The sequence below is a fragment of the Rhizobium deserti genome, assembly GCF_004358025.1.
Taxonomy (GTDB): domain Bacteria; phylum Pseudomonadota; class Alphaproteobacteria; order Rhizobiales; family Rhizobiaceae; genus Neorhizobium; species Neorhizobium deserti.
The window spans coordinates 185,765-207,975 of sequence record NZ_SMTL01000006.1 but is presented as its reverse complement, the minus strand read 5'-3'; the positions used below and the strand labels follow the sequence as shown (position 1 = coordinate 207,975).

Here is a 22,211-nt window from a genome sequence, read left to right as displayed (position 1 = left end):
TCACAAATCGTTGAGAATCTCGACCATTCTGTCCAAAAGACCTTCCGTACCGCCGACGCTCGTTTGAACAAGGCTGAGAACGCCCCCGAAGGTCGCTGCCGCGATGACATCCTCTCCCGGAACTGATCGGAGAACCGGAGCCCACACGCGCTCCACCGCAAGGTCACCGTAGCGGGCTGGAAGACGAACAAGGCCGAGATTCGTCATCACGGTATCATACGGGATTTGCCGGACTATTCGTTCACGGCTCGCGTCATAGCTGACATCGTCCGCAAACCGTTTCGCGAGATCGCCCACGATCCGGCTCGCCATCTCCGTGCTCCGAAACTTATCGATCTGCTGTCCGACGCGATTCGCTTCAGCCCAGAACTCGCGCTCGCCCTGTTCGAAGGGCGTAATGGCGATCGACAGGAACACGCCGACCTGATCGGGGATCGACAAGACGGGTTTGAAGTCTATCGGAGACATCACCCGCAACGTCTCCCTCTTCCAGCGGCTGTCTAGCGACATCTGAGCCCGTCCCAGTGCCGCCGTCAGCATCGAATTGACCGTTGCGCCGTGGGACTTGGCCGCATGGACGAGCTTCTCGGTGAAAGCCTCTTGAAGATCGATGACTTTGACTGCCGCTTTCGGCCTCGCGTCCTGCGACAGATCGGACGATGCAGCTAAAGGGTCGGCATCGTCGCGGCGCGCGTTTCGCGGAAACCGGGGAAGTTGCATTCCCAGCCGTTCATCCAGGACGTCCGCGGACGGCGTGTCGACGAACCTGCCGCCGCTCAAGGCTACCAGCATCTCGTGCATCACGAATAAAGCCGCCTGACCGTCGGCCACGCTATGATGGAAAGTAAGGACGACGGTGGTCTCCGCGGCACCAGATAATGCCACCAAGCGAATCAGGGGACCGTCCGCGGCCCTAAAGGGTCGGTTCACTTCGTCCTGAGCCACATGGTGCCACTGGATTTCCTGACCGGACATCACAGTCAGCGGAATTGGGTTTTCTGACCCCGCGAACGCGTGAACGCCGTCTTCGTCCCAGCCGATCGATGCTCGGAGGAGCGGATGCCTCGCCTGTACGGTCGATAGCGCCTTTACGAATTCCGCTTTCGGCACCACGCTTCCTATGCGCGCCGCGACGGAAAAGACCATCGCTCCGGTCTCGCCGTAAGCGGCGAAAAGGTGCTCGAACGTGGCGAGGTTCCTGATTTTCTGTGGCGTCCGTTTCGTCATGTCTTGTCTCTCCGCGGGATCCTTAGGAAGGCGAAGCGGTAGCCACCGTAGACGCATCCATATTGGATAATCAGGTTCCTCCGCTTCGCAGCTTAGTAGAGTCATCTCGAACCCGAGCCCCGCGGAAACCACCCCGCTCGTGTAGGAGGGCTGAATCGTCCTATTCCCGCCACGGGTCAGCAACTAGCCCTTGAGATATTCAGAACCCAAGCGGGCAAGCCCGAAGATTTTGGTGTACAAGATGCCTCAGCCCTATGCCATCCTTGTCGAAGCACTCGCTCAGATCGCTGCTTCCAACGACAGTGACCAGATCAACGAGATCGCGAGGAACGCGGCTCGGCGCATCCTCTCTGCCAGGAGCATCTCGATGATACAGGCTGGAGGCGAGGCACACATGCCTGTCTGGTCACAGTCTTCGGATTTGCTTGCCTCGAACTGGCTGGCCTCACCAATCAAAGTCGCGGTAGATTATCTCTCTGTAGACACTGGAGACCAGGCAGTCGATGCCACAGTTCCAGAGAGCACAGTCGAACGTTGCCCTAAATCGGTAGATCAATTGCTAGCGCGAATCGGCGGCTTCTCAACCGACCTCGGGGGCTATTACGAGGGGCGCGACACGATCGTCGAGACAATCGCCGCACAGACGCTCGCGAGCGCGACGACCGCAGCGATATCACGGTGCGTGAGGCTGGCCGCGCTGGAGAGCGCGAGAGCCCGCCTTGAGTTGGAGCGCGACGACGTGCGCCATCGTCTCAAGAACGTATACGCATCCGCGATCGGCCTTGCCAGGCTCTCGCTTCCGGAAGAGCAATCTAAGGAGTTTGCTGACCGATTGCGCACGCTCGCGGAAGTGCATCGTCTTCTCGACGGCGAAATGGACAGAGAATTCGGCGTCCCTCTCGGCGAGGTTCTGACGGCAGTCCTGTCTCCCTATCAGGACGCGACACTACCCAGAGTGATGGTCGAGGGCCCTGATCTCGAGGTCAGCTCCAACATGGCCGCGGCACTGGGGCTTCTAGCGAACGAACTTGCGACGAACGCCCTCAAGTACGGGTCCCTGTCGGTTAGCTCGGGTCAGATACTGGTGCAGTGGACATTCGGCGATGGTGAACTCGGATTTTCCTGGAGGGAAATCGGCGGCCCGCCGGTCGATTGTGGAGCCACGCCGAACCAGGGCTCCAAGCTGATGCGCATGATCATCGAGGGCCAGCTCCACGGAAAAATGGCACAGCATCTCACGCCCGCAGGACTTTTGTTCTCTGCGCTGATGCCGATCGCATAGCGCTGCCTGGCCGCCTCTTTCCCAATCGGGAAAATGACTTCCGGCGCTGACCGCCTGGCGACACAGCCACAAAACTCGGCGTGCGTCTCTGGCGCGCCCGGATTTTCCGAGAACCGCGGCATCGGGACGAGCACATTCGACACCGACTGAGCGACAACGCGCCGATCTCCAACCTAAGATTGGAACACTAATGCTGAGGATGATCCTAGCCTTCGCCCTGATGGGCACGTCTTCTTACGCCAACGCGCAGGATATGCCTGCCCCGACAGTTACCTCGGACGGTGCTATCTCGGAAACGCCCGGACAGGGCATAGTCCCGTCCGTCAGCATGCATACGGCGGCTCTGCCGCAGCTCTATGATCTGGAAGCCCAGCCTAAAGAGCAGATCTCTCCGCTGGTCCAGCGGCAGTACCTGAGCGGCGTGCAATCCACCATCGTCAAGTGGACGGTTAAAAAGGGCGGCGTTTTTCCGCTACACCATCATGCAAACGAACAGATCACATGGATCACCGAGGGCCGTTGCGAGGTATCCTCGCAGGGTAAGAGGTTCATTTTGACGGCGGGCACCGTGCTGGTCATCCCGCCGAACGTCCCACATGAATTCCACTGCACCGAAGACACGATCGACATCGATTTCTTTGCGCCCGCCCGTCAGGATTGGGCCGACGGTGCTCCTTCGGTGGCCGCCGGTTCGAAATAAATCCTTCGGGAGAATGCGCGGCCTGCCACCCAGGCCGGCGGTCGACCCCTCGCAGGTGGCGCGCCGCTCTAGACGCCTTTCCGCCAACTTGTCTCGCCCAACATCACGCCGGATCCGGAAACGGGTATCGGCTCCTGGCCTGCGTTGACTTTAAGACGGTGTTGAGGACAGGCATCGATCGTGGAGGGAAGACTCTGTACCCGGCGATGCCATATCCTCCTACACGGAAAATATCCGATCGTGACGTTCCGACATGTGGCAGTAGCCGAGCGTCGTGCATCGGTCAGTAACGAGGTAGAGGCGGACCGGCTTCCGTTCCCGTTCAATATCCGCCTCTCGCTATTTGTGACACGGAGGTCGTAGACGTCCCGACTACGTCCGCAACAGCTGGAGCAACGCTGCGAGCCGTGAAGGAAAGCGATGTTAAGGACTCCAGAGCACCGCGATAAGCTCGATTCTACAATCAGATAGTGTCTTCGAGTGGTTTCATCGGAAAGAAGTGAAACCTCAAGGAGAAACTGAAAATGGCACAAGTAGAATCCTTCGACATCCTCGTCTTCGGAGGCGGCAAAGCAGGCAAGACGCTGGCGATGGACCAGGCAAAGGCTGGGAAACGCGTAGCCGTCGTCGAGGCGGGACTTATCGGTGGCTCCTGTATCAACATCGCATGCATCCCGAGCAAGACCCTTATCCGTAGCGCGGAATTCGCCCACGCGACCCGCCGCGCGGCCGAGTTCGGTACGCAAGCGGACAACGTTCGAACCAGTCTAGACCTCGTCCGCAACCGCACGGCCGGGGTCGTCGCCGAGATGGTCGCGTTCAATCAGTCAGGGTTCGACGCGAGCGGCCTCGAGCTCGTGATCGGGTGGGGCCGCTTCGTCTCGCCAAAGACGATAGCCGTGGAAACGGGGAACGGCGTCAGAACGTTGACGGCCGACAAAGTCTACATCAATCTCGGTACAACGGCCACCGTACCGGATGTTCCGGGTCTGGCGAAAGCCAACCCGATCACCCACGTCGAGGCGCTCCAGCTCGGTGACATGCCGACACATCTCCTCGTCCTTGGCGGCGGTTACATCGGAATGGAACTCGGGCAGGCCTTCAGGCGGCTTGGTGCCGAGGTTACGATCATCGAAAGCGGCGAGCGTCTCGCGCCGCGGGAAGACGAGGACGTGAGTTCCGCCTTGCTGGACGTACTGCAGGGCGAAGACGTCAAAATCGCCCTCGGCTGCAAGGGAACGACCGTGACAGGGAGGTCAGGCCAGTCAGTCAGCGTCGAGACAGCGGACGGACGTCATTTCGAAGGATCGCACCTCTTGGTCGCGGCAGGCCGACGGCCGCGCACGGAAGGAATCGGTCTTGAGCTCGCGGGAGTCGAGCTGGATGCCAGGGGCTTTATCAAGGTCGATAAACATCTCAGGACGACCGCCCAAGACGTATGGGCCATGGGCGAGGTCGCGGGAACGCCCATGTTCACCCACGCCTCGCTCGACGACTACCGGATTGTCGCGAGCCAGCTCAAGGGCGGCGACCGAACGACTCAAGGGCGCATCATCCCGTACTGCGTTTTCATCGATCCCGAGTTCGCCCGTGTGGGCCTCAATGAAAGCGAAGCACTTTCTCAAGGGATCCAGTACCGGACAGCACGGCTGCCCATGGACGTCGTGCCCCGCGCCCGAACCCTTTCACAAAGAAAAGGCTTCATGAAAGCACTCGTCGCGAAGGATACCGATCAGATCCTCGGTTTCAGCATGCTGGGGGTCAACGCCGGGGAGGTCATGAGCGTCGTACAGATGACGATGCTCGGCCAACTCCCGTTCACGGCCCTCCGGGATGGCATTTTTGCCCATCCGACGATCACCGAAGGCCTGAACATGCTCTTCGGGAACGTCAAGTAAAATGACGACGTAGCGGCCGTCGCAGAGGCGGCGGCCGCTACGTCAATTCGGTTTCCCGCGGGATTTCGAAAAGCCTCCGTATACGGGAAGCCAGCGTATCCGGATGCGGCACGTGCATGAGGGAATTCGCGCTCGTCAGGTGTTCCTCGTCTTCCATTCTCCGCGCAAGCAGCACTCCGAGTTCTTCCGCCAGGGCAGGGCGGTCACGCATGACTGCGGCGAGGTCTTCCTTGGAAATCTCGTAGATCACCACAAAGGTCAGCGCCCTCGTGTCTCCGGCTTCGACGGCATCGACGAGCACGCCGCGCTCACCGAAAAGGTCGCCCGGCGCTAGGCGCGCCAGTTCAGCCCGTACATCGTTCTCGGTGTGCTCGACCGAGGCGACGCCGGTCCTCATGATCATAAGCGAGGACAGTTTGCTGCCTTGTGAGGCGATTATTGCGTTTTTCCGATATGTCCGCCTGGTCATGGAAGAGGCGAGGGCATCCTTCTCGTCGTCGGTCAGCGTGGCGAACAGGGAAATAGACTCCAGCAGCCGCCACGGCGTGCCGGGATGCTTTGCGGACTGGCTCTCCGATGCCGCCTCCGGATAGGGTACGGCAACGTCACGTGGCCCCGCCATCTTGAGCCCGGTCGCCTTGGCATGGCGGTAGACAAGATCGAAGATCTCGCTCTTGGCCACGCCCGCCAAGGCAAAGCCCAACACCTTGAACGACAACTCGATCTCGATCGCCTGGCTGTCGATGCCGACGACGAGCGCGGAAGGCGGCGGCGTCTTGACGATCGAAACGCTGCTCAGCAGGACGGTTCGCATCGTCTCCTCCATGGCGGCAGGCGTGCGGGTCGGCAGGAAACGCACCATTATCGATGCGCCATGCGTTTCATCCGGTCGCGTCAGGTTCACGAGCCGCGACTTGGCCAGCGTGCTGTTAGGCAATACGACGAGATCCCCAGTGCCGTTGACGAGATGGGTCGACCTCCAGTTCGTCTCGACGACACGCCCCTGAAACCCGCCCTCGAGGATAATCCAATCACCGACGGCATAGGGGCGTCCGAGGTTGAGGGCGACGCCGGAGAAGACGTCGTTGAGGGTGCTCTGCAGCGCGAGACCGAGCACGATCGCGAAAGCGCCCGACGTCGCAATCAGCGTACCGATCGGGAGGCTGAAGACATTCGCTATCAACGCCAATCCCGCTCCAAGGTATATGACGCCAACGACCAGGTCCTGGGCAAGGCGTCCCTCGCGCGGCTTGTTCTCGAAGATGAGGAAAAGCCGGACGGAGCTGACAAGGACCACAGCTCCACCGATCCACCACACGGCCTTGAGGAATCCGGCCGTGATCCGCCGGGACAGCACGTCGCCGCCGCTGTCGGGAGAATAGGGCGTTATACCGTTGGAAAGCACCGTGACGGTCAGAAGAGCAAAGAAGCAGACGCTGACGATGAACCTGATCGTGGGATTCCGCCCGAGAACGACGCGAACAGTGACCGTCGCCAGAACAAGGACCGCGAATTGGAATAGGGGGTTCCATAAGAGCTGCTGGATCATGCTTTTCTTCATCGGATGAGTAAGTCGCCGAGAAGGAATGCATCGGAGTAGACAATGCAGATTGCATTATTTCGCCCCGACGGAGCCAGGAACATCGCGGTCGCGTCATTTCCGGCTCCGAAACCCGCTCTACAAATCTCTACTGATGCGCGATCCACTGCGCCGGCACGAGTCTGAACCCGCTTCCGTCCCTGATGACGTTCGCAACGCCCGGATATTCGATGTGCATCCCCGCGACGGTCAGGCCCTCGTCGGCCGCCATTCCAAGAACTATCCTTCTCGTTTCGACGGCCATCGCGCCGTCGTAGTCGGTGAGGAACCCCGCTTCCGGACATTGGCTCTGGACATGCGGAAGCCCGACGATATCACCCCACACCAGTATCGATTGGGAGCCGTTGCCAACCCGGTAGCCGGCATGGCCGGGCGTGTGTCCCGGCAGAGGTACCATCTCGATGCCCGGCGCGACCTCACCGCTTTCCCGGAACACGATTCTATCGGCGTAGGGCAGCAGCGCGCGCCTTGCACCTTCCGCTCCCTGCCGATCCGCCAAGAGATCAAGGTCCTGCTCAAGCCAGTAATTGGCTTCGGCGCGATGTAACACGACCGTTGCATTCTCGAACACTGCTTTGCCGTCGACGTCTACGAGTCCAAAGACGTGATCGCCGTGGAGATGGGTAAGCAGGACGGTTTCGATGTCCTTGGGCTCCAGGCCGACAAACGACAGCGCTTGAGCCACCCGTCCTGCAGTCGGGGTCACACCGGAGCCCAGGCCGCAGTCTATGAGGATCGGCCCGTGTCTGTCGCTGCGCACGAGATAAGTATTGATCTCGAGCAGGAAGTCGGCGCCGCGCAGCGCCCTCCGCTGGATAGCGACGCCGTCCTCAAGAGGGAGATTCTTCAAAAAGGTGCCGAGCTCGAGCTGGACATATCCGTCAGACAGCGATGTCATCACCGCTTCCCCAACCTGCCAGTGGACGGCGCTTGCCGTGTCTATCTTGCTGTTTCCGTGCATTCGAAATCTCCTACGATCAATATCTGGAGAACTGGTATCAGATCGATATCTAGTGTAAATAACGCACTATCAGGTGACTAGATTTCGCCGAGGGAACCTATGCCAAGCGAGAAACCGTTCTATCCCAACAGGATCCTGCTCGATCAGGTCGCCGACAAATGGACCATCCTGGTCCTGGGCGCGCTCTGTTCGGGAGGCGGCAAAGCCCGGTTCAACGCCATCCTCCGTGAGGTGGATGGAATGACCCAAAAGACGCTCACTGTCTGTCTGAGGAAGCTCGAGCGGAATGGTCTGGTCGCGCGAACTATCCTGGATACCGCACCCATCGGGGTAGAGTACTCGACAACCCCTCTCGGCTATACGCTCAGCGAACCGTTCAAGGCCCTTCACGACTGGGCCGAGGAGCACCTTGATGAGGTGGAGGCGTCCCAGCGGAAGTTCGACGCCAGGGACCCGGCTCTCAAGGGGGGCGCTGTCGGCTAGGTTATGGCTACCCTTGAGGGAGACATACCCGGTGTCGGCACAGAGGCCGGAACCGGGCCGACTTCAGTGGGTGACATGGCCGGGGGAGATTGGATCACTTGCCGGAAACGTCTCCATAAGGGACTCAACCAGATAGTCGTCCTGTTCATCGTGGTCGAAGTCCGTCGCATCGGCACCTTCGTCCGTTTGGGCCGCGGTGAGAAACAGGATTGTCTCCGGGAGTGCCTGAAGAAGGTACTCGGAGCCGTGCGATGTGAACGGCCAGATCGAGCTTGCGCATCGCCGCGAAGGTCGCGTCCGGATCGGCCATGGCGACAGCGAGATTTCCGCCGAGGCAGACGAGCGCTTTGGAGCGACCGTCGGCGATCGCTTCGATCGTTTCGATGGCGTTGTGCCCCTTATCGCCTGACGGCCGAAAGCCGAATGCTTTCTCCATTCCGTCCAAGAGGGCAACGTTTGGAATTTCCGTGATGCCGACGGTACGGTCGCCCTGGACGTTCGAGTGCCCGCGAACCGGACAGATACCGGCCCCCTTCCGACCCAGGTTGCCGCGTAGCATCATGAAATTCGCGAGCTGCTGGACGTTCGCCGTGCCGTTTTCGTGTTGGGTCAGCCCCATTCCGTAGCAGACGATGACGCTGTTGGCACGGATGTAGACGTCAGCCGCACTCTCGAACGCCTCCAGCGAAAGTCCGGAGACATCCAGGATGCTATCCCACGAGGTGACCTCGACCTCTTTTCTGAGGTCTTCGAACCCGACCGTATGTTCGGCGATGAACGCGCGGTCCAGCACGCCCGGACCGCCACCGTGAATGCTCGCATCGTCGCGCTCGAACACCATTTTCATCAAGCCCTTGAGGGTCGCGATGTCCCCGCCGACGCGTAGCTGGTTGTAGGAGGACGCTATCGGCGTCGACGACAGGGTCAGCATCTCGACTGGGTTCTGTGGCGCAGCGAACCGCTCGAGCGCGCGCTCCTTGAGAGGGTTGAAAGCGACGATCGGCACGCCTCTGCGCGATGCTTCGTGCAGTGTCGTCATCATTCGCGGATGGTTGGTGCCCGGATTGTGGCCAAAAGAGAAGATCGCGTCGCAATGATCGAAGTCCTCGAGCGTCACCGTTCCCTTGCCGACTCCAATTGACTTTGGCAACCCGACGCTAGTGGCCTCGTGGCACATGTTCGAGCAGTCCGGGAAGTTGTTGGTCCCGAAGGCGCGAACGAAGAGCTGATACATGAAGGCCGCTTCGTTCGAGGCCCGGCCGGAAGTATAGAACTCGGCCATGTTCGGATCGGGCAGCTTGTTGAGTTCGGACGCGATTAGATCGAGCGCGTCTTCCCACGCGATGGCCTCGTAGCGGCCGCGGCTCCGGTTGTATAAAAGTGGCGTCGTCATCCTTCCCGCGTCTTCGAGCTTGTGATCGGTCCAGGTCCAGAGCTGTGCCACGGTGTTGTCTTCGAAAAAGTCCGGGCCGACGCGGCGAGCGGTGGATTCCCAGGTAATGGCCTTTGCGCCGTTCTCGCAGAACTCGAATGACGATGTATGCTTGGGGTCGGGCCAGGCGCAACCCGGGCAATCGAAACCGTCCGGCTGGTTCGCCTTGAGCAGCGTCGCGGCCCCCTGAGCGACCACCTGCTGATGGGCCAGGGTCTTGGCAACCGCCTTTAGCGCACCCCAACCGCCTGCCGGGTCGTCGTAGCGCTTAATTCCTTCCGGACGCTTATCCTGCATATTCGATCTCCGCTATCCAATACATCAAATCTGTTCCCGCTCGCTCCAGGCGGCTGCCTCTGCGATCGCGGGGTCCCTCAGCGGCCGCAGGAGCGTCGTGATCGAAGGGCCTCGCCGTAAATTGCCCGCGTATCGCGCGGGGGTCTCTGTTTGATGAAAACAGCGTCGATCTCTGGATACGTCTTGTACAATCCTCTCCAATGCCTTCGATCTCGGCCTCGACACCCTTTTTCGACAGGCCGTCGTAGAACCAGATACTAGGGGCGACCGGAAGTCGGCCAGGTGCTGGGTGAACGCTGGCCATGCCATTGATCGTCATGACGGCCTGGGCGTGCACATCGGAAAAGTTGGCTGTGACCAGGCCTTCATCTGCCGGGAGCCCGATCAACAGCGGCCTGCTTCCAGACGTCAGCTTGAACGACGTCAATGCGAGGATCAGGACAATCGCGACGTACATCGTACCGTCTCGCGGGGTCCTCTGTGCTGGCGTCGATCAGCGAATGGACGGCCTCGCTGGGCATAGACGCAGGACTCCACAGCACGATGATTGAAGGCGGCCATGAAAAGATCGGCGGCGAAGGCGCCGTAGACGATCAGCTGCGCGGATCGGAGTTTGCCTGGAAGGCTAAAGCGAAGTGTTTGTTGACCGTCGCAGCTCCGGAAAGATCTGCTTCCGATAAATTGCAAAAGACCGCCCCGGATGTCGCGGGGCGGTCTATGGCGGCCCACACAGGGGCTCGCGGCTTCGGAAGAGAGTCCGAAGGCTACCGTTGAACAGGGGGGCCGTCCGCTCGATCGTTGAACCCTGCTATTGAGCTAAGTCGGGCCGCAGAGGTTTGCGAGTCATACAAAGGTGTGGGTAGCTAAGGCTCGATTGTCCAAGAATCCGCGTCGGGTCGGGGGCAATCTCGCCAAAGCACGGGGCGAAATCTTCACCGGCCTTCCGTTGGCCACTATCCGATGGAGCATATCATGGACCACGTCCCCGCCACGACATTCGCATGGCGCCGCTTACTACCCCCACCGATCTAGGAAGCGACGCCCGCACCGGCATCGCCGCAGCGCTCACCGCCATGCTTGCCGATGTCTTTGCCTTGTATCTCAAGACAAAGAACTTCCATTGGCACCTCTAAGGGCCGCACTTTCGCGACTTCCATCTCATGCTCGATGATCAAGGGGACGAACTGATCGCGATGACCGACGCCATCGCCGAGCGAGCGCGCAAGGTCGGCGGCACGACCCTGCGCTCTGTCGGCCATATTGCCCGTCTGCAGCGCCTTCCGGACAACGACGCCGATTTTGTCACTCCCGAGGACATGCTTGCCGAACTCAAGAGCGACAACGAGCAGCTGATCCAGGTCATGCGCGAGGTCCACGAGCTGACCGCCGAACACCGGGATTTTGCAACTACAAGCCTTGTCGAAGGATGGATCAACGAAGCCGAGGGCCGTGTCTGGTTCCTCTTCGAGTCAGGTCGACGAACCTGACCGCCGGCAGGTGCGCGCCTCAGAGCAAGGCTTTGGCTGCGGCGACGTCTTCGACGCTCTCATCGTATTCCACGGTATCGAGCACTTTATAGAGCCTGCTTCTGGCACTCTCCCGCCGATCGGAGGGAGAGTGCCATAGAATGCTGGTCGCGCATCGGAGCTCGAAGGTCGTTCCCGCCTGGCTGACCGCGAGGTCGTAGCCGGCCATGAGCAAATCGCGCCCCTGCTCGGGCGAGCGCGGCATCGCCAATTCGCCCCTCAGACGCAACGTTTCCGAGCCGCACCAGCTTCTCAAAGGATCAATCCGTTGCAGAGTCGCATCGTCGGCAAGCCGCCCGGCCATCACGATGGAATTTTCGAAGGGCGCTCCCTTCACCCTGCTCATGGCGCGCTCGAATAACGACCGGTCTTGGGTGCGTAAAGCCGCCAGGACGCTTTCATAACCGCTCCCCCACTCGCGCCATCTGAGTAGCGAGTTCTTTGTCGAAACCTCTCGGAGGATATCGAGCAGCCGCGCGCCGAGGTCGGCGTCGCTGAGGCCAAGTGCCGTCGGGCAGGCGGAAGCCGCGAGAAAAAGGCAGGTCGATATAGCGTGGTCGCGGGCTATCGTTTCTTCCAAGGTCTCGTTAAGCGCGGTCCTTGCCGCGGAGTAGCGCCCCTGGATCCAATGCGTCTTGACCACCGTGCACAGAGTGGTGATTCGTGGATCGAAGCTGCTGCCGCTATTCGGCTGGGAGCCAATGCTATTGCACTGCGTACCCAGAGCAACCCGTGCATGTTTCATGGCTCTGTTGAAATCGCCTACATAATGGTAGTTGTGATTTAGTAGGCGGCTCCGAGCCTGTGGCGCGATGGTGTCGAACTCACCATCGAAGCTGTTTACGAGGTCGATCGCCCCCTGATAGTCGCCGTTTGACGTCTGGATTGCCGTGATTCCAACAATCGCCCTTATGAGCTTGGTGCTGCTTTTTTCGGCTACGGCTATGCCGAGAACTTTGTAATACTCCGCGATGACGTCCGCGTTTCTCTCTATGGACTTGGTGTGGTACAGCGCGCTTCCGTAGGACATCCGGAGCTTCATCTCGAGGGCGGTATCAGCTACTCCCCGCCTTTCGAATAACCTCAAAGCTCGCTCAGCAATGTCCAGTTGTTCGGCGATCAGACCGAACTGCACCCAGATCGTATCCGAGGCCGCCGTCAGCTGTATTCCCAATTCTTCGTTGCCGCCGTCGCGAAACGCCCAAAGCAATGCCGCGCGTAGATCGTGAACCAGGTCGCTGTTCAGTAAACGCCATTTCGCCGGATCGGTCGTCGGCCACTCAAGTTCAGCAATGCGGGTCCGATCAAGGCAGTATACCGCGTGGGAATAGTGGCACGAGGTTGCGAATTCGGCTTGAGCCAGCTTCTCGCGGGCATAGTCCCTCGTCGCTCCAAGCAGTCTGAACGTCCCGCCCTGTTGGGTCACCACCAGCAGAGACTTGAGAAACAGCCCATCGAAGGCTTCGTGGAAATCCTCCGCGTGTTCGTCGCTTCCCGCGACGGCCATGGCCGCCTCCGGCGAAAATGTCCCTGCAAACACCGAAAGACGCTGAAGAAGTTCCCGCTCGTTGTCGGAGAGCGTAGAATAGCTCCACTCTATGGTTGCGCGAAGTGTATGCTGTCGCGGTGGCGCGGTCCTGCGGCCCCGCCTTAGCACCGAGATTGGATCGGCCACCGAGCGGTGAAGTGTGGCTAGATCCATGTCGAACGAGCGCGCCGCGGCAAGCTCGATCGCAAGCGGTATTCCGTCGAGTCTGCGGACGATATCTGCGGCGAGTTCGAGGTTGTAGCGCTCCGTTAGGTCGATGCTGTCGCCGGCAAGAGCGGCGAGAGAGAGGAACAGTTCGACGCCTGGATATTCCCGCGGGTTCGGCGACGCCCGTCCGTCTATCGGATACCCCAGCGGTGAAAGTTGCCGCACCCTTTCCATCGATGCCCTCAAGGCCTCCCGGCTGGTCGCGAGGACTTGCGTAGTGGGAGACGCGCGCAACAGCGCCTCCGCGGTATTCGCGGCGGCGTCCACTATGCGTTCGCAGCTGTCGAAGAGCAGCAGCGTCTGTGTCTTCGACAGCTCCGCCAGAATGCCGGGTAAGATATCTTCGCCGAACGTATCTAGTCCGAGCTGGCTTGCAAGTCTCGGAAGAAGCTTCTCTCCTTCTGACACCGCGGCGAGGTCGACGAAGACGATTCGCCTGCTTGCGGAGAGGGCGTGCGCGCAAACAACCGCTACGGATGTCTTTCCGATACCTCCCGGTCCTGCGATGGTCAGAAGGCGGGCCGTCTTGAGTAGCTCCAGGGTTGAAGCGATAAATTCGTCTCTTCCGACTAGCTTTCTCGGAATGCGGGGGAGGGCGCTCATCAAGTCGATCGCGACGGCGGTGTCCGGTTCCCGAACTTCCTCGCTGCGCGCCAGTGGGCGCACGCGCCCGGCGAACACGTATCCACGGCCGGGTATGGTCTCGATGTAATGCTTTGCCCGGTCGCCCAACGTCTTCCGGAGAGACACCAGGTGAACCCTAAGCGACCCCTCCTCGACCGTCGTCGTCGGCCAGACAAGACTAATCAGTTCTTCCTTGGAGATCACCTCCCCGGCGCGGGACACAAGTGTGGAGAGAATATCGAACGCCCTTCCGCCGAGCCTTAGCGGCTGTCCGCGTTCGGTCAGCCGCCTCTGTTCTATATCGATCTCATAATCGTCGAATTGCAGCAGGGACATATGCTAACCCTCCCGGTCAATCGATTGGGCCGACCGGGAGCGGTCGTAGGAGGTGCGCCCTGACAGCAAGGAGAATTTCGCGGCCGTTCGTCCAGCGATCTCCGTTGTCACCGCATATCCACCGGATAACGCCGCGGGCGTCAATCAGGAAGGTGGCAGTGATTTCAGGGGCGGCCTTCTGGCGATTAAACCCATACAGCCTGGATACCACCGCCAGTGGCTCCCAGTCGCAAAGCAATGGAAACGCTGTAGAGGCGGCCTTGCAATCGGCCGAAATGGCCGAGGGTTCCGCGGCGATTATACCGACCGAAGCCACACCGAGGCAGGCGAGCCCGAGGGAGAGATCAGCCAGCATAGCACTCTGCTGCGGCCAGTCGCCGCCCGGCCCGGAATAGAAGTGCAGGACAGATGGCGTGCCCAGAAGCTCTGCGAAACCAAAGAAGCCGACATCCCAGCGCGGCAGCACAAAGGCAGGAGCGTACTCACCCACTGGTATCGTGCTTTCGGGAAGGGCGGCCGATTTGAAAGAGAGACTGTCATCGACAGTCGGTATCGCCTCGCTGCGACGCGGATCGAAGGCGGGCGTGATGGGCATGCTATTCATTTGAAGTCACCTCGTCGCGCGGCGAGCCGTTCGGAGGCGCAAGCCGTTTGCTACGGAGCCCGTCTAGTGCCGGGACGAACTTTTGAGCAGTGCGTTTCATCTGACTTCGCGATCTTCCGAACGGCCGATCCAGTGAGATTTTGGTCTATAAGTCTGCTGGCAGTTTCACCGAAAACATGAGTCAGCGCTTGTGAAATGTTGTTAAATCTAAGTTTCCTCACAGGGCGGAAAGGGCCGAAGGAGCCGCAAAAACGAGCGCACGCTCCCTGTCCCGTCGGAACCAGTCCACGTGCCTCACGTTCTGACCAGATCGCCTGCGCAGATAGACTCACAGTCCTGCAAGGGGCTGTGAGTCCAGGGTATGGTTCGTGACAGATATTTCCACTATCGCAATTATTGACGACGATGCCGGCGTCAGGTCCGCTATCGAGGACCTCCTCAGAAGCAGCGGGTATCAGACCGAGGCTTTCAGCGAGGCCGCCGAGTTCCTCCGCTCTCCGGATATCACCCACTGCGATTGCATTGTCAGCGATTTCCAGATGCCCGAGACGAACGGGCTCGATCTTCTCTGGACGCTCCGCTTCCGCAGGATAGGCATCCCGGTCATCATAGTTTCCGCACTGATGTCAACCACCGTTCAAGTCGAGGTCGCAAAAGCCGGCGCTTTCTACTTTGTGGAGAAACCCTTTGCGCCGGAAATCTTTCTCGAAGCCGTGCGTTCGGCGGTCGCGAATTCCCCAGAATGGCGCCGCGCCGCCTCGAGCAGGTAGCAACTCGAGTACGCTATGTCTGGAAGCACTGAATCCCCGCCCGAATGACCTGCACAATTGCCATGCGAAAGTTCCCGGTCTAAATCTGCCGCACCAGAGGCGATGGTTTCCTTCCGATGACGGGGACGAAAAGCTATCGGCTTTGCGTTTGCAAGGGACGGACCGTGGAAGAGCAGCCTTTATCATTGCCGTTGATACGAGTCGTAGATGACGACAAATCGGTGCGTGTCGCGTTGGTCGACCTCTTCAAATCGATCGACCTCGATGCGATCGCGTATGATTCGCCCCGAGCCCTGCTTGATGCGGACGATCTGAATACACCCGGGTGCATCGTCCTCGACGTACGCTTTTCGGGGGCTAGCGGTCTCGACTTCCAATCGGACCTGCAGCAGGCGGGAAACCGCATGCCTATCATCGTGGTCACGGGCCACGGGGATATTCCGATGAGCGTCAGGGCAATGAAGGCCGGAGCAGTCGATTTCCTTACGAAGCCCTTCCGCGAACAGGACCTCATCGACGCGGTCACCGGCGCGATCAAGCGTGACGAGGTCATTCGGGCAGAATCCCGAGGGCGTTCGGATATCGAAAAGCTTTGGGAGAGCCTCACTCCACGAGAGGTGGAGGTCATGCGTGCCGTCGTGAACGGCCTCATGAACAAGCAGATCGCAGGGCAGCTTGGAATCAGCATGGTCACCGTAAAGCTTCATCGTTCGAACGTGATGAAGAAAATGCGCGTCAGGTCTGTGGCCGACCTCGTTAAGAAAGCAGAACTACTGACACAGAAATGATGAGACCCTGGCTTTCAGGCGGCTCTAACGACTGGGGTGAAGACCGCTTGCGACGTCCGCGACGGGACAATCGCCGCATTGATTGGGTGCTGATACCCTTTGTCGCGACGAACAGAGGCGGCAGACGCGACCTCGAAGCCGGCTCCAGAAATCGCTGACGACCCGAGTTTTTCCTTTGCGTATTCACGAACGAGCCTCGGAAGCGCATACGTCCCGGAGTTCAGCTGTCCGAAAAGGAGCGACTTCACGACCAGACCATCAATAGCCTCTCCGAATTGATCGGGTGCGATTTCGCAGCCTGTCAGCTCCAAGGCCATGTCGCGCGTGAATTCACCTTCGAAGACCGAAAGCCTTGCGAAAACGGTCTGCATGGTCCCGTCTAGGAGGTCGAAACTCCAGTCGAGGTTTGCTCTTAGCGTCTGCTGCCGCGGATGGGAAGTGCGATTGCCCCGTCGGAGTGCCCGCAGCGGACTGTCGAGGGACGACACGAGATTTTCCAGCCCGAGGTCCGCGACACGGGAAGCGGCCAGTTCGATGGCAAGCGGGTTGCCGCCTGTCTTGCGCACGATTTCGGCGGCGAGTTCCAGGCCGCGTGTGCTCTCTATGGCAAACTCCTCGGCGACCAATGAAACCCGGTCTGCGAAAAGCTCGATCCCGGAAAACGAGGTTATATCGGGAACGTGCTGATTATCGCTGGGGATTGTCAGACCTGAAAGGTGGAGTAAATTTTCCCCCATAATTCCGAGCGGTTCACGGCTCGTGGCGAGGATTGCGACATTAGGATTGCGATAAGCGATGGCTTCGGCCACCACGGCTGCCCGGTCGATCGAGCTCTCGCATCCGTCGAGCACGATCAAAACGGTCTTTCCGATAAGACAATCGACAGCTTTCTGGATGATATCGGGCGTTAACTCTCCCGCTTTCAGTGCGGTCGACAATGGCGAAAGAGGGCCATGTGTGCTGTCCGAAATATCTACGTAGTAAACCGCTTCGTAGGCGTCTTGGATCTGTCGGGCGATCTGTATGGCGACGCAGGTTTTACCGATGCCGCCTTGCCCCACGATAGTCGAGATTCCAAAGTCGGTTTCGGACGCCCATCTGTCGACGAGCTGGTTGCGGCCTATAAGCCGGCTATAGGCACCGGGAAGGGGGTCTGTCTTCATCACCGTGGGCTGGTAACGCTGACCGCCGAGTTTCTGTACGGGCGCAGTGAAGGTATACCCCCGACCGGCGACGTTTTCGATCATCTTCGAGGGCGTTCCGTCGTCGAGTGCCTTGCGCAGTGCGACGATGTTAACCCGAAGCGAACTTTCCTCGACGTGCGTTTCCGGCCAGGCTGCCTCCATCAGTTCTGTCTTAGACAGCACCTCGCCGGAGCGCGAAGCCATCGCCGCGAGAAGGTCGAAAGCGCGCGATCCCAATCGGACTTCGCGGCCGCACCTCTTGAGGCTCCGGCTCTGGATATCCATTTCGAAATCGCCAAATTGCAGCATCGTCATCGTCCACCTGCAACCTTCTTTCGGACCCAGCGTTCATAGTCGCGGGTGATCCCGTGACAGAACCTCGGGCAGCGGCTCATGCTCTGCCCTATGCAATGGATAAACGACTAGCGGTTGGGAACAATTGTACTGTGGTTTGGCCCTACCTATCCCAAAAGACAGGTCAACAGACTTGGCTGGACTGCTTCTGGGGAACCACGCAGAGGCAAGGAGCAGGGGCGCGAACGCCCGGCTCTGTGATTGGTATGTCTGCTGCTTGCAGGCTTGTCCATTACCTCAACACGGGCCTTAGGTGCTCACGCCGTCGAAATTTATAGAGCGTCCGCGCCCGCAGGGTTGAAAACTGGATGCCTGAGCGGGGCAAGGCAAACTGCAGTTGGGCATCGCTGTCCTTCAACGATACACCTGTTTGCGGAACACCCCGGGTCGCACTGATTGACAGCGGGCTTCCGCTTTTAGTAACGCCGCGAAGGAGCGCTGGTCTATTCCGTCAGCCGCGTTTACGAGGGCGATCAGGCTGTCGGCAATGGCTTCGTCGACGGTCAGGCTGTTAGTCATGGCGAACTCCGGTTTCTCCGCTTGCTTGCTTCGAGCCGACCCGGTGATCGCCGAACCAGACTATCCGCCGGACTCTGGGTGGCCCCGGCAGCATCTGTTTGCCGCCGGGGAGTACGGTCCGACTAGGAAAGCTCGATGTCGTACAGATCGATCGAGACGACCAGAGGCTCGGCCATCGACTGACCATCGGGCTGTCTCGGGAAAATTCGACGGCTGGTCGGGATCTTGATACCCTGAACCTGAATGTATCCATCGATATAGTGAGCGCCCGGAGTGTTGCCCGCGATCTCGACGTCGTAGTCATGGCGCTTTAGGAGGCCGTCGTCACCGAAATAGATCGTCTGAACGGTGCTGTGGGTCGCGATGTCGGTAGGGAACGTGATCCTGAGCCTGTGCCAGGTTTCACCTTTCTCGGACCAGTCCGGAAGCTCGTCGATTACCACCCCCTCATGAGCGAGCAAAAACGGCATGTTGAGGTACGTCCACATGGCGATACCCGCGAAATAGGCCAGCTGGAGCTCGTTCCACGGCGTTTCCAGCGTGTGGCCCGCGAAGGAGGAACGCGGACTACGGAGTTCCTCGAGAGCGTTGCCCTGGGCATCGCGCAGAGCGACCCTGCCGGGCTCGAAACTTGATATCTTTGCTTCGGGCCCGAAGGGTGAATGGGACGCCCATTCCCTTACGAGATCCACAGTGACGCTGGTCTCGGACAGCGTCGTCGGCTGCCCCTTGAGCGTCCACAACGCTCCGCCCTGGACAAGGCGAGCCTTGAGAAGGGAGAACTCTTTCCATCTTGCGAGGCCACCGTGGGCTTCGGTTATCTTGCTGACGAGCGGATTCATTGCATCACCCTTTTGATTGCTGTTTCAGAGTTCGAGGAAGGTCTTGACGTGAGCCACGAACGTCTCTGGCTGCTGGAAAAGCGCGCCGTGGCCGGAATCCGGATAGAGAATAAGCGTCGCGTCCGGCATGTTCTTGAACATCAAGTAGGCGTTGTCGGACGGGAACATCGTGTCATCGCTTCCATGAACGATCAGCGTGGCCGTCTTGATGGTTTTCAGGGACTGGTGGTCAGGATCCGGTCGGGCACACCATTCGATGATGGCCTTTGCCTGCGGGGCGCTGACGGAATCTCCATTGTCGGGATCGCGTCCATTGGTGCGGGCAAGCGCCCTTTCGACAAAGGCCTTGCCCGCCGCCTGGCTCCTGTCCGACGGCGTGAAAAACAGCGGTAGGCGGACGTCCGGGGCATTCTTCGCAAAAGCCGCGCCCACGACCTCGAGGAGGTGTTCCTCGCCGCCCATCGGGGCGGCGCCCGCGATCACCATCCGGCCGATTGCGACGCGGCGCCGCGCGGCCATTACCTGCGCGAGAAAGCCACCGAGAGAAAAGCCGAGGAGATCGACCTCCCCGAGGCCGAGCCCGGAGATAAAGGCCTCCGCGTAGTCCGCCATGTCCTCGACATTGTCAGGCGTGGTGCCGCTTGAAGCGCCGACGCCCGCGTTGTCCAGCACGAAGACTTCGCTGACCTCAGCGAGAGCGTTCACCACGGCCGGATCCCATGCATCCATGGTCCCGGTGAAATGCTGCAGGAGGACGATTTTCCTTGCGAACCGATGCCCGATCCGGCGGTAGGCCAGCCTGGCTCCCGGTACGTCGATAAATTCGGTTGTTGCTGTTTCGAGGTTGACGTTCATTTTCGGTTTCCTGTTGATTTGAAGGTCGCTGACCGGGCAGGTGTTTCATTCGGACGCAAGACAGCGAGACAGGCGGATGCATTCCGGCGCGGTCGTTCAGGTGAAAGGAAATGAGAGATCGTGAGCCGTCACAAAGGCGTGACGCAGGCCCTATTTCTCGAGGGCCAGCTGGCCGTACATCCTGCCGGAGAAAAGAAGCCATACTGTCATCAGCGCCAGCCCGATCACGAAGACGTTTGCAAGCGCAAAGGTTATCGGGGCGATCACGGAGATGGCAGAGGTGTCACCATGGCCAAGCAGCCTGATGGGGGCCGTCGCGAGAGAAGTCGCTCCGAAGCTGAAAGCCCAGAAGCCCGTCACAGCTCCGGCTTCGCGCAGCCAAGGCGAAAGACGTAAGAGCACGACAAGCTGGAGGATCCCATATCCGATCATCGCGTGGACAAAGATGTCGGGCGCGCCTCCGCTGACGGAAATGTAGGCTACAGCGCCCACGGGGGCAGGTGCGAGCTGGACGCCAAGCGTCGGCCTTAACGCCGGAGGCGTCATTGGTTCGGTTAGCAGGCGGTGAAGCAGAACGGATTCAATCGCGAGCCAAGAGAAAATCCCAGCGCCGAAAGCGAGCTGACCCCAGTCCTGAAAACCGAGGGAGGAGGCGACCGTGGCTGTGACGAAACTTCCAGCGACCGTCGGAAGGTAAAGGACGGCCGTGGAAGTCGCCGGATCACGTTCACCGTACCAGAGGCCCCCGGTCCGCCAAACCGCGAAGATCGCCGTAAAAGCAAAGCCGAGTACGAAAAGCCCTGCGCCGGCCGCACCGGAATAGGGTTCAGCTGCTCCGGCGATCAGCATGGTCGCCACGCCGATCAACCCGATGAAACAACACTGGACCGGATGGTTGATCTCGGCCGTGAGCTTGTCCGCGGCCAGCGTCGCCTTTGCTGCGAACAGCAAAACCAGAATCGCCCAGACCGCTGCGGCAATCGCGAGAATATATTCCGACACCCCAGTATCGATGTGCCATGTCTGCTCGGCCGCGCGCCATGCATTGCCAAGCCCGGCCAGGCCAAGAACCATTCCGAAATAGGCGGCCGGAGTTCTGGCGGCGATACCCGCGATCGAGCTTGCGTGAAGCCCCTGCAGCTTGGGTTGATACCTGGGCAAGTAGAATGTCATGGTACACCTGGTTCGAGGAGTTGAGTAAGATGCCCGTCGCCTCGTTCGAGCGGCGGTTTCGACGGCAGCCGTCAGCGGACGTTTCGGTCCAGCTCCTGGAATTCGTCGTCGGACAGGCGAATACGGGCCGCGGCTACATTCTGCTCGAGGTGATTGACTTTGGACGTACCGGGGATGGGCAGCATGACCGGGCTGCGCTTGAGCATCCACGCCAAGGCGATCTGGCCGGGTGTAGCGCCATGACGCTTGGCGAGCGAGTCGAGAACGCCGCCAGGGCGAGCGAGGTCGCCTGCAGCAAGCGGGAACCACGGAATGAAGCCGATACCGTTCCGTTCGCAATAGTCGAGAACGTCCTCGCTTCCGCGATCGACGAGATTGTAGCGGTTTTGGACCGTTGCGACCTTGAAGTACCGGGAGGCGACTTCGATCTCGGAAATGGAGACTTCGCTCAAGCCAGCGTTGGCGATCACGCCTTCGTCGAGAAGCTGGCGGATGGCGGCAAACTGGTCCTGCATGGGCACACGCGGATCGATGCGATGCAGCTGCCAGAGTCCGATCCGTTCGACGCCGAGCTTCTTGAGGCTGCCTCTGGCGCGTTCGATCAGGTATTCCGGCCGACCGTCGGGCATCCACTGGTCCGGACCCGGACGCCGAAGTCCGGCCTTTGTGGCGACAAGGACGTCTTGACGGCCAGCCAGCGCCTCACCGATCAGTTCTTCCGCCACATCCGGGCCGTACGAATCCGCGGTGTCGATAAAATTTACGCCCAGTTCGGGCGCACGACGCAGCGTGGCCAGCGCCTGATCGCGGTCTACCGGGGGCCCCCAGATGCCGCGTCCGGTCAACCGCATCGAGCCGAAGCCGAGCCGATTGACGACGAAATCGCCGATTTGCATTGTGCCTGATGCCGATGCGATGGGTTTGACGGCGTCTGTCATGTCTGGCTCCCTTTCGGCGGCACCGTCTGCGGCGCCGCTGTTTCCAAAGGCACTTGGCCTGG

At 60.0% G+C, this 22,211-nt stretch carries 19 protein-coding genes and 2 pseudogenes; 8 read left to right on the top strand and 13 right to left on the bottom strand.

All coding sequences use genetic code 11. From position 1 onward, the window contains the following. On the bottom strand, positions 1–1,227 hold the full coding sequence (locus E2F50_RS19610; RefSeq protein ID WP_161974258.1) for a phthiocerol/phthiodiolone dimycocerosyl transferase family protein: 1,227 nt from the start codon (positions 1,225–1,227) through the stop codon (positions 1–3). 241 nt (positions 1,228–1,468) lie between these two features. Between E2F50_RS19610 and E2F50_RS19605 the strand changes: the two genes are divergently transcribed. From E2F50_RS19605 to E2F50_RS19595, 3 genes are all read left to right on the top strand, one after another. After that, the gene (locus E2F50_RS19605; RefSeq protein ID WP_245515502.1) at positions 1,469–2,509 is read left to right on the top strand and encodes a sensor histidine kinase; all 1,041 of its coding nucleotides are present in this window, start codon (positions 1,469–1,471) and stop codon (positions 2,507–2,509) included. A gap of 190 nt (positions 2,510–2,699) precedes the next feature. After that, on the top strand, positions 2,700–3,209 hold the full coding sequence (locus E2F50_RS19600; protein ID WP_133317868.1) for a cupin domain-containing protein: 510 nt from the start codon (positions 2,700–2,702) through the stop codon (positions 3,207–3,209). A gap of 524 nt (positions 3,210–3,733) precedes the next feature. Beyond that, positions 3,734–5,107, top strand: a complete 1,374-nt coding sequence (locus tag E2F50_RS19595; protein WP_133317867.1) for a dihydrolipoyl dehydrogenase family protein — start codon at positions 3,734–3,736, stop codon at positions 5,105–5,107. Between the two features lie 37 nt (positions 5,108–5,144). On the opposite strand, the gene E2F50_RS19590 is transcribed toward E2F50_RS19595, so the two are convergent. Then, the gene (locus E2F50_RS19590; protein WP_133317866.1) at positions 5,145–6,656 is read right to left on the bottom strand and encodes a mechanosensitive ion channel domain-containing protein; all 1,512 of its coding nucleotides are present in this window, start codon (positions 6,654–6,656) and stop codon (positions 5,145–5,147) included. Positions 6,657–6,795: 139 nt separating this feature from the next. Beyond that, a complete protein-coding gene (locus E2F50_RS19585) occupies positions 6,796–7,668 on the bottom strand; it encodes an MBL fold metallo-hydrolase (RefSeq protein WP_133317865.1) in 873 nt (290 codons plus the stop codon). 99 nt (positions 7,669–7,767) lie between these two features. On the opposite strand from E2F50_RS19585, the gene E2F50_RS19580 reads away from it, so the two are divergent. After that, a complete protein-coding gene (locus E2F50_RS19580; RefSeq protein WP_133317864.1) occupies positions 7,768–8,151 on the top strand; it encodes a winged helix-turn-helix transcriptional regulator in 384 nt (127 codons plus the stop codon). Positions 8,152–8,398: 247 nt separating this feature from the next. On the opposite strand, the pseudogene E2F50_RS19575 reads toward E2F50_RS19580, so the two are convergent. After that, a pseudogene (locus tag E2F50_RS19575) lies at positions 8,399–9,880 on the bottom strand (FdhF/YdeP family oxidoreductase); the annotation flags it as partial. Further along, the gene (locus E2F50_RS19570) at positions 9,870–10,337 is read right to left on the bottom strand and encodes a hypothetical protein (RefSeq protein WP_133317862.1); all 468 of its coding nucleotides are present in this window, start codon (positions 10,335–10,337) and stop codon (positions 9,870–9,872) included. The pseudogene E2F50_RS19575 and the gene E2F50_RS19570, both read right to left, overlap by 11 nt. Positions 10,338–10,360: 23 nt before the next feature. Here E2F50_RS19570 and E2F50_RS19565 point away from each other — a divergent pair, with 23 nt between their 5' ends. Together E2F50_RS19565 and E2F50_RS19560 are read left to right on the top strand one after the other, a co-directional pair. Next, positions 10,361–10,654: a hypothetical protein gene (locus E2F50_RS19565; RefSeq protein ID WP_133317861.1), complete on the top strand. Its 294-nt coding sequence runs from the start codon at positions 10,361–10,363 to the stop codon at positions 10,652–10,654. A gap of 227 nt (positions 10,655–10,881) precedes the next feature. After that, a pseudogene (locus tag E2F50_RS19560) lies at positions 10,882–11,367 on the top strand (Dps family protein). A gap of 19 nt (positions 11,368–11,386) precedes the next feature. Here E2F50_RS19560 and E2F50_RS19555 read toward each other — a convergent pair. Then, positions 11,387–14,122, bottom strand: coding sequence for an ATP-binding protein (locus E2F50_RS19555; protein ID WP_133317860.1), 2,736 nt, complete (start codon positions 14,120–14,122; stop codon positions 11,387–11,389). Between the two features lie 16 nt (positions 14,123–14,138). Beyond that, a complete protein-coding gene (locus tag E2F50_RS19550; RefSeq protein WP_133317859.1) occupies positions 14,139–14,726 on the bottom strand; it encodes a redoxin domain-containing protein in 588 nt (195 codons plus the stop codon). 368 nt (positions 14,727–15,094) lie between these two features. Here E2F50_RS19550 and E2F50_RS19545 point away from each other — a divergent pair, with 368 nt between their 5' ends. Together E2F50_RS19545 and E2F50_RS19540 are read left to right on the top strand one after the other, a co-directional pair. Continuing rightward, entirely contained in the window at positions 15,095–15,496 is a 402-nt protein-coding gene (locus E2F50_RS19545; RefSeq protein WP_133317858.1) for a response regulator transcription factor, read from the top strand. 164 nt (positions 15,497–15,660) lie between these two features. Beyond that, entirely contained in the window at positions 15,661–16,284 is a 624-nt protein-coding gene (locus E2F50_RS19540) for a response regulator transcription factor (RefSeq protein WP_425375403.1), read from the top strand. 14 nt (positions 16,285–16,298) lie between these two features. Here the strand turns inward: E2F50_RS19540 and E2F50_RS19535 are convergent, their stop codons facing one another. The 6 genes from E2F50_RS19535 to E2F50_RS19515 all read right to left on the bottom strand — a co-directional run bounded on the left by E2F50_RS19535 (position 16,299) and on the right by E2F50_RS19515 (position 22,149). After that, on the bottom strand, positions 16,299–17,783 hold the full coding sequence (locus E2F50_RS19535; protein ID WP_133317856.1) for an ATP-binding protein: 1,485 nt from the start codon (positions 17,781–17,783) through the stop codon (positions 16,299–16,301). Between the two features lie 393 nt (positions 17,784–18,176). Beyond that, on the bottom strand, positions 18,177–18,341 hold the full coding sequence (locus E2F50_RS23010) for a hypothetical protein (protein ID WP_161974256.1): 165 nt from the start codon (positions 18,339–18,341) through the stop codon (positions 18,177–18,179). Positions 18,342–18,463: 122 nt separating this feature from the next. Continuing rightward, a complete protein-coding gene (locus E2F50_RS19530) occupies positions 18,464–19,183 on the bottom strand; it encodes a hypothetical protein (protein WP_133317855.1) in 720 nt (239 codons plus the stop codon). 24 nt (positions 19,184–19,207) lie between these two features. Beyond that, a complete protein-coding gene (locus E2F50_RS19525) occupies positions 19,208–20,038 on the bottom strand; it encodes an alpha/beta fold hydrolase (protein ID WP_133317854.1) in 831 nt (276 codons plus the stop codon). 150 nt (positions 20,039–20,188) lie between these two features. After that, positions 20,189–21,211: a dicarboxylate transporter/tellurite-resistance protein TehA gene (tehA, locus tag E2F50_RS19520; RefSeq protein ID WP_133317853.1), complete on the bottom strand. Its 1,023-nt coding sequence runs from the start codon at positions 21,209–21,211 to the stop codon at positions 20,189–20,191. 71 nt (positions 21,212–21,282) lie between these two features. After that, on the bottom strand, positions 21,283–22,149 hold the full coding sequence (locus tag E2F50_RS19515; protein ID WP_133317852.1) for an aldo/keto reductase: 867 nt from the start codon (positions 22,147–22,149) through the stop codon (positions 21,283–21,285). Positions 22,150–22,211: the final 62 nt, after the last annotated feature.

Excerpts from the sequence above, each read along its gene's own strand:
- E2F50_RS19515 (WP_133317852.1), bottom strand. The coding sequence starts at position 22,149 with ATGACAGACGCCGTCAAACCCATCGCATCGGCATCAGGCACAATGCAA.
- E2F50_RS19570 (WP_133317862.1), bottom strand. The coding sequence starts at position 10,337 with ATGTACGTCGCGATTGTCCTGATCCTCGCATTGACGTCGTTCAAGCTG.
- E2F50_RS19555 (WP_133317860.1), bottom strand. The coding sequence starts at position 14,122 with ATGTCCCTGCTGCAATTCGACGATTATGAGATCGATATAGAACAGAGG.
- tehA (WP_133317853.1), bottom strand. The coding sequence starts at position 21,211 with ATGACATTCTACTTGCCCAGGTATCAACCCAAGCTGCAGGGGCTTCAC.
- E2F50_RS19535 (WP_133317856.1), bottom strand. The coding sequence starts at position 17,783 with ATGACGATGCTGCAATTTGGCGATTTCGAAATGGATATCCAGAGCCGG.
- E2F50_RS19600 (WP_133317868.1), top strand. The coding sequence starts at position 2,700 with ATGCTGAGGATGATCCTAGCCTTCGCCCTGATGGGCACGTCTTCTTAC.
- E2F50_RS19590 (WP_133317866.1), bottom strand. The coding sequence starts at position 6,656 with ATGATCCAGCAGCTCTTATGGAACCCCCTATTCCAATTCGCGGTCCTT.
- E2F50_RS19610 (WP_161974258.1), bottom strand. The coding sequence starts at position 1,227 with ATGACGAAACGGACGCCACAGAAAATCAGGAACCTCGCCACGTTCGAG.
- E2F50_RS19550 (WP_133317859.1), bottom strand. The coding sequence starts at position 14,726 with ATGAATAGCATGCCCATCACGCCCGCCTTCGATCCGCGTCGCAGCGAG.
- E2F50_RS19580 (WP_133317864.1), top strand. The coding sequence starts at position 7,768 with ATGCCAAGCGAGAAACCGTTCTATCCCAACAGGATCCTGCTCGATCAG.
- E2F50_RS23010 (WP_161974256.1), bottom strand. The coding sequence starts at position 18,341 with ATGACTAACAGCCTGACCGTCGACGAAGCCATTGCCGACAGCCTGATC.
- E2F50_RS19530 (WP_133317855.1), bottom strand. The coding sequence starts at position 19,183 with ATGAATCCGCTCGTCAGCAAGATAACCGAAGCCCACGGTGGCCTCGCA.
- E2F50_RS19605 (WP_245515502.1), top strand. The coding sequence starts at position 1,469 with ATGCCTCAGCCCTATGCCATCCTTGTCGAAGCACTCGCTCAGATCGCT.
- E2F50_RS19585 (WP_133317865.1), bottom strand. The coding sequence starts at position 7,668 with ATGCACGGAAACAGCAAGATAGACACGGCAAGCGCCGTCCACTGGCAG.
- E2F50_RS19525 (WP_133317854.1), bottom strand. The coding sequence starts at position 20,038 with ATGAACGTCAACCTCGAAACAGCAACAACCGAATTTATCGACGTACCG.
- E2F50_RS19595 (WP_133317867.1), top strand. The coding sequence starts at position 3,734 with ATGGCACAAGTAGAATCCTTCGACATCCTCGTCTTCGGAGGCGGCAAA.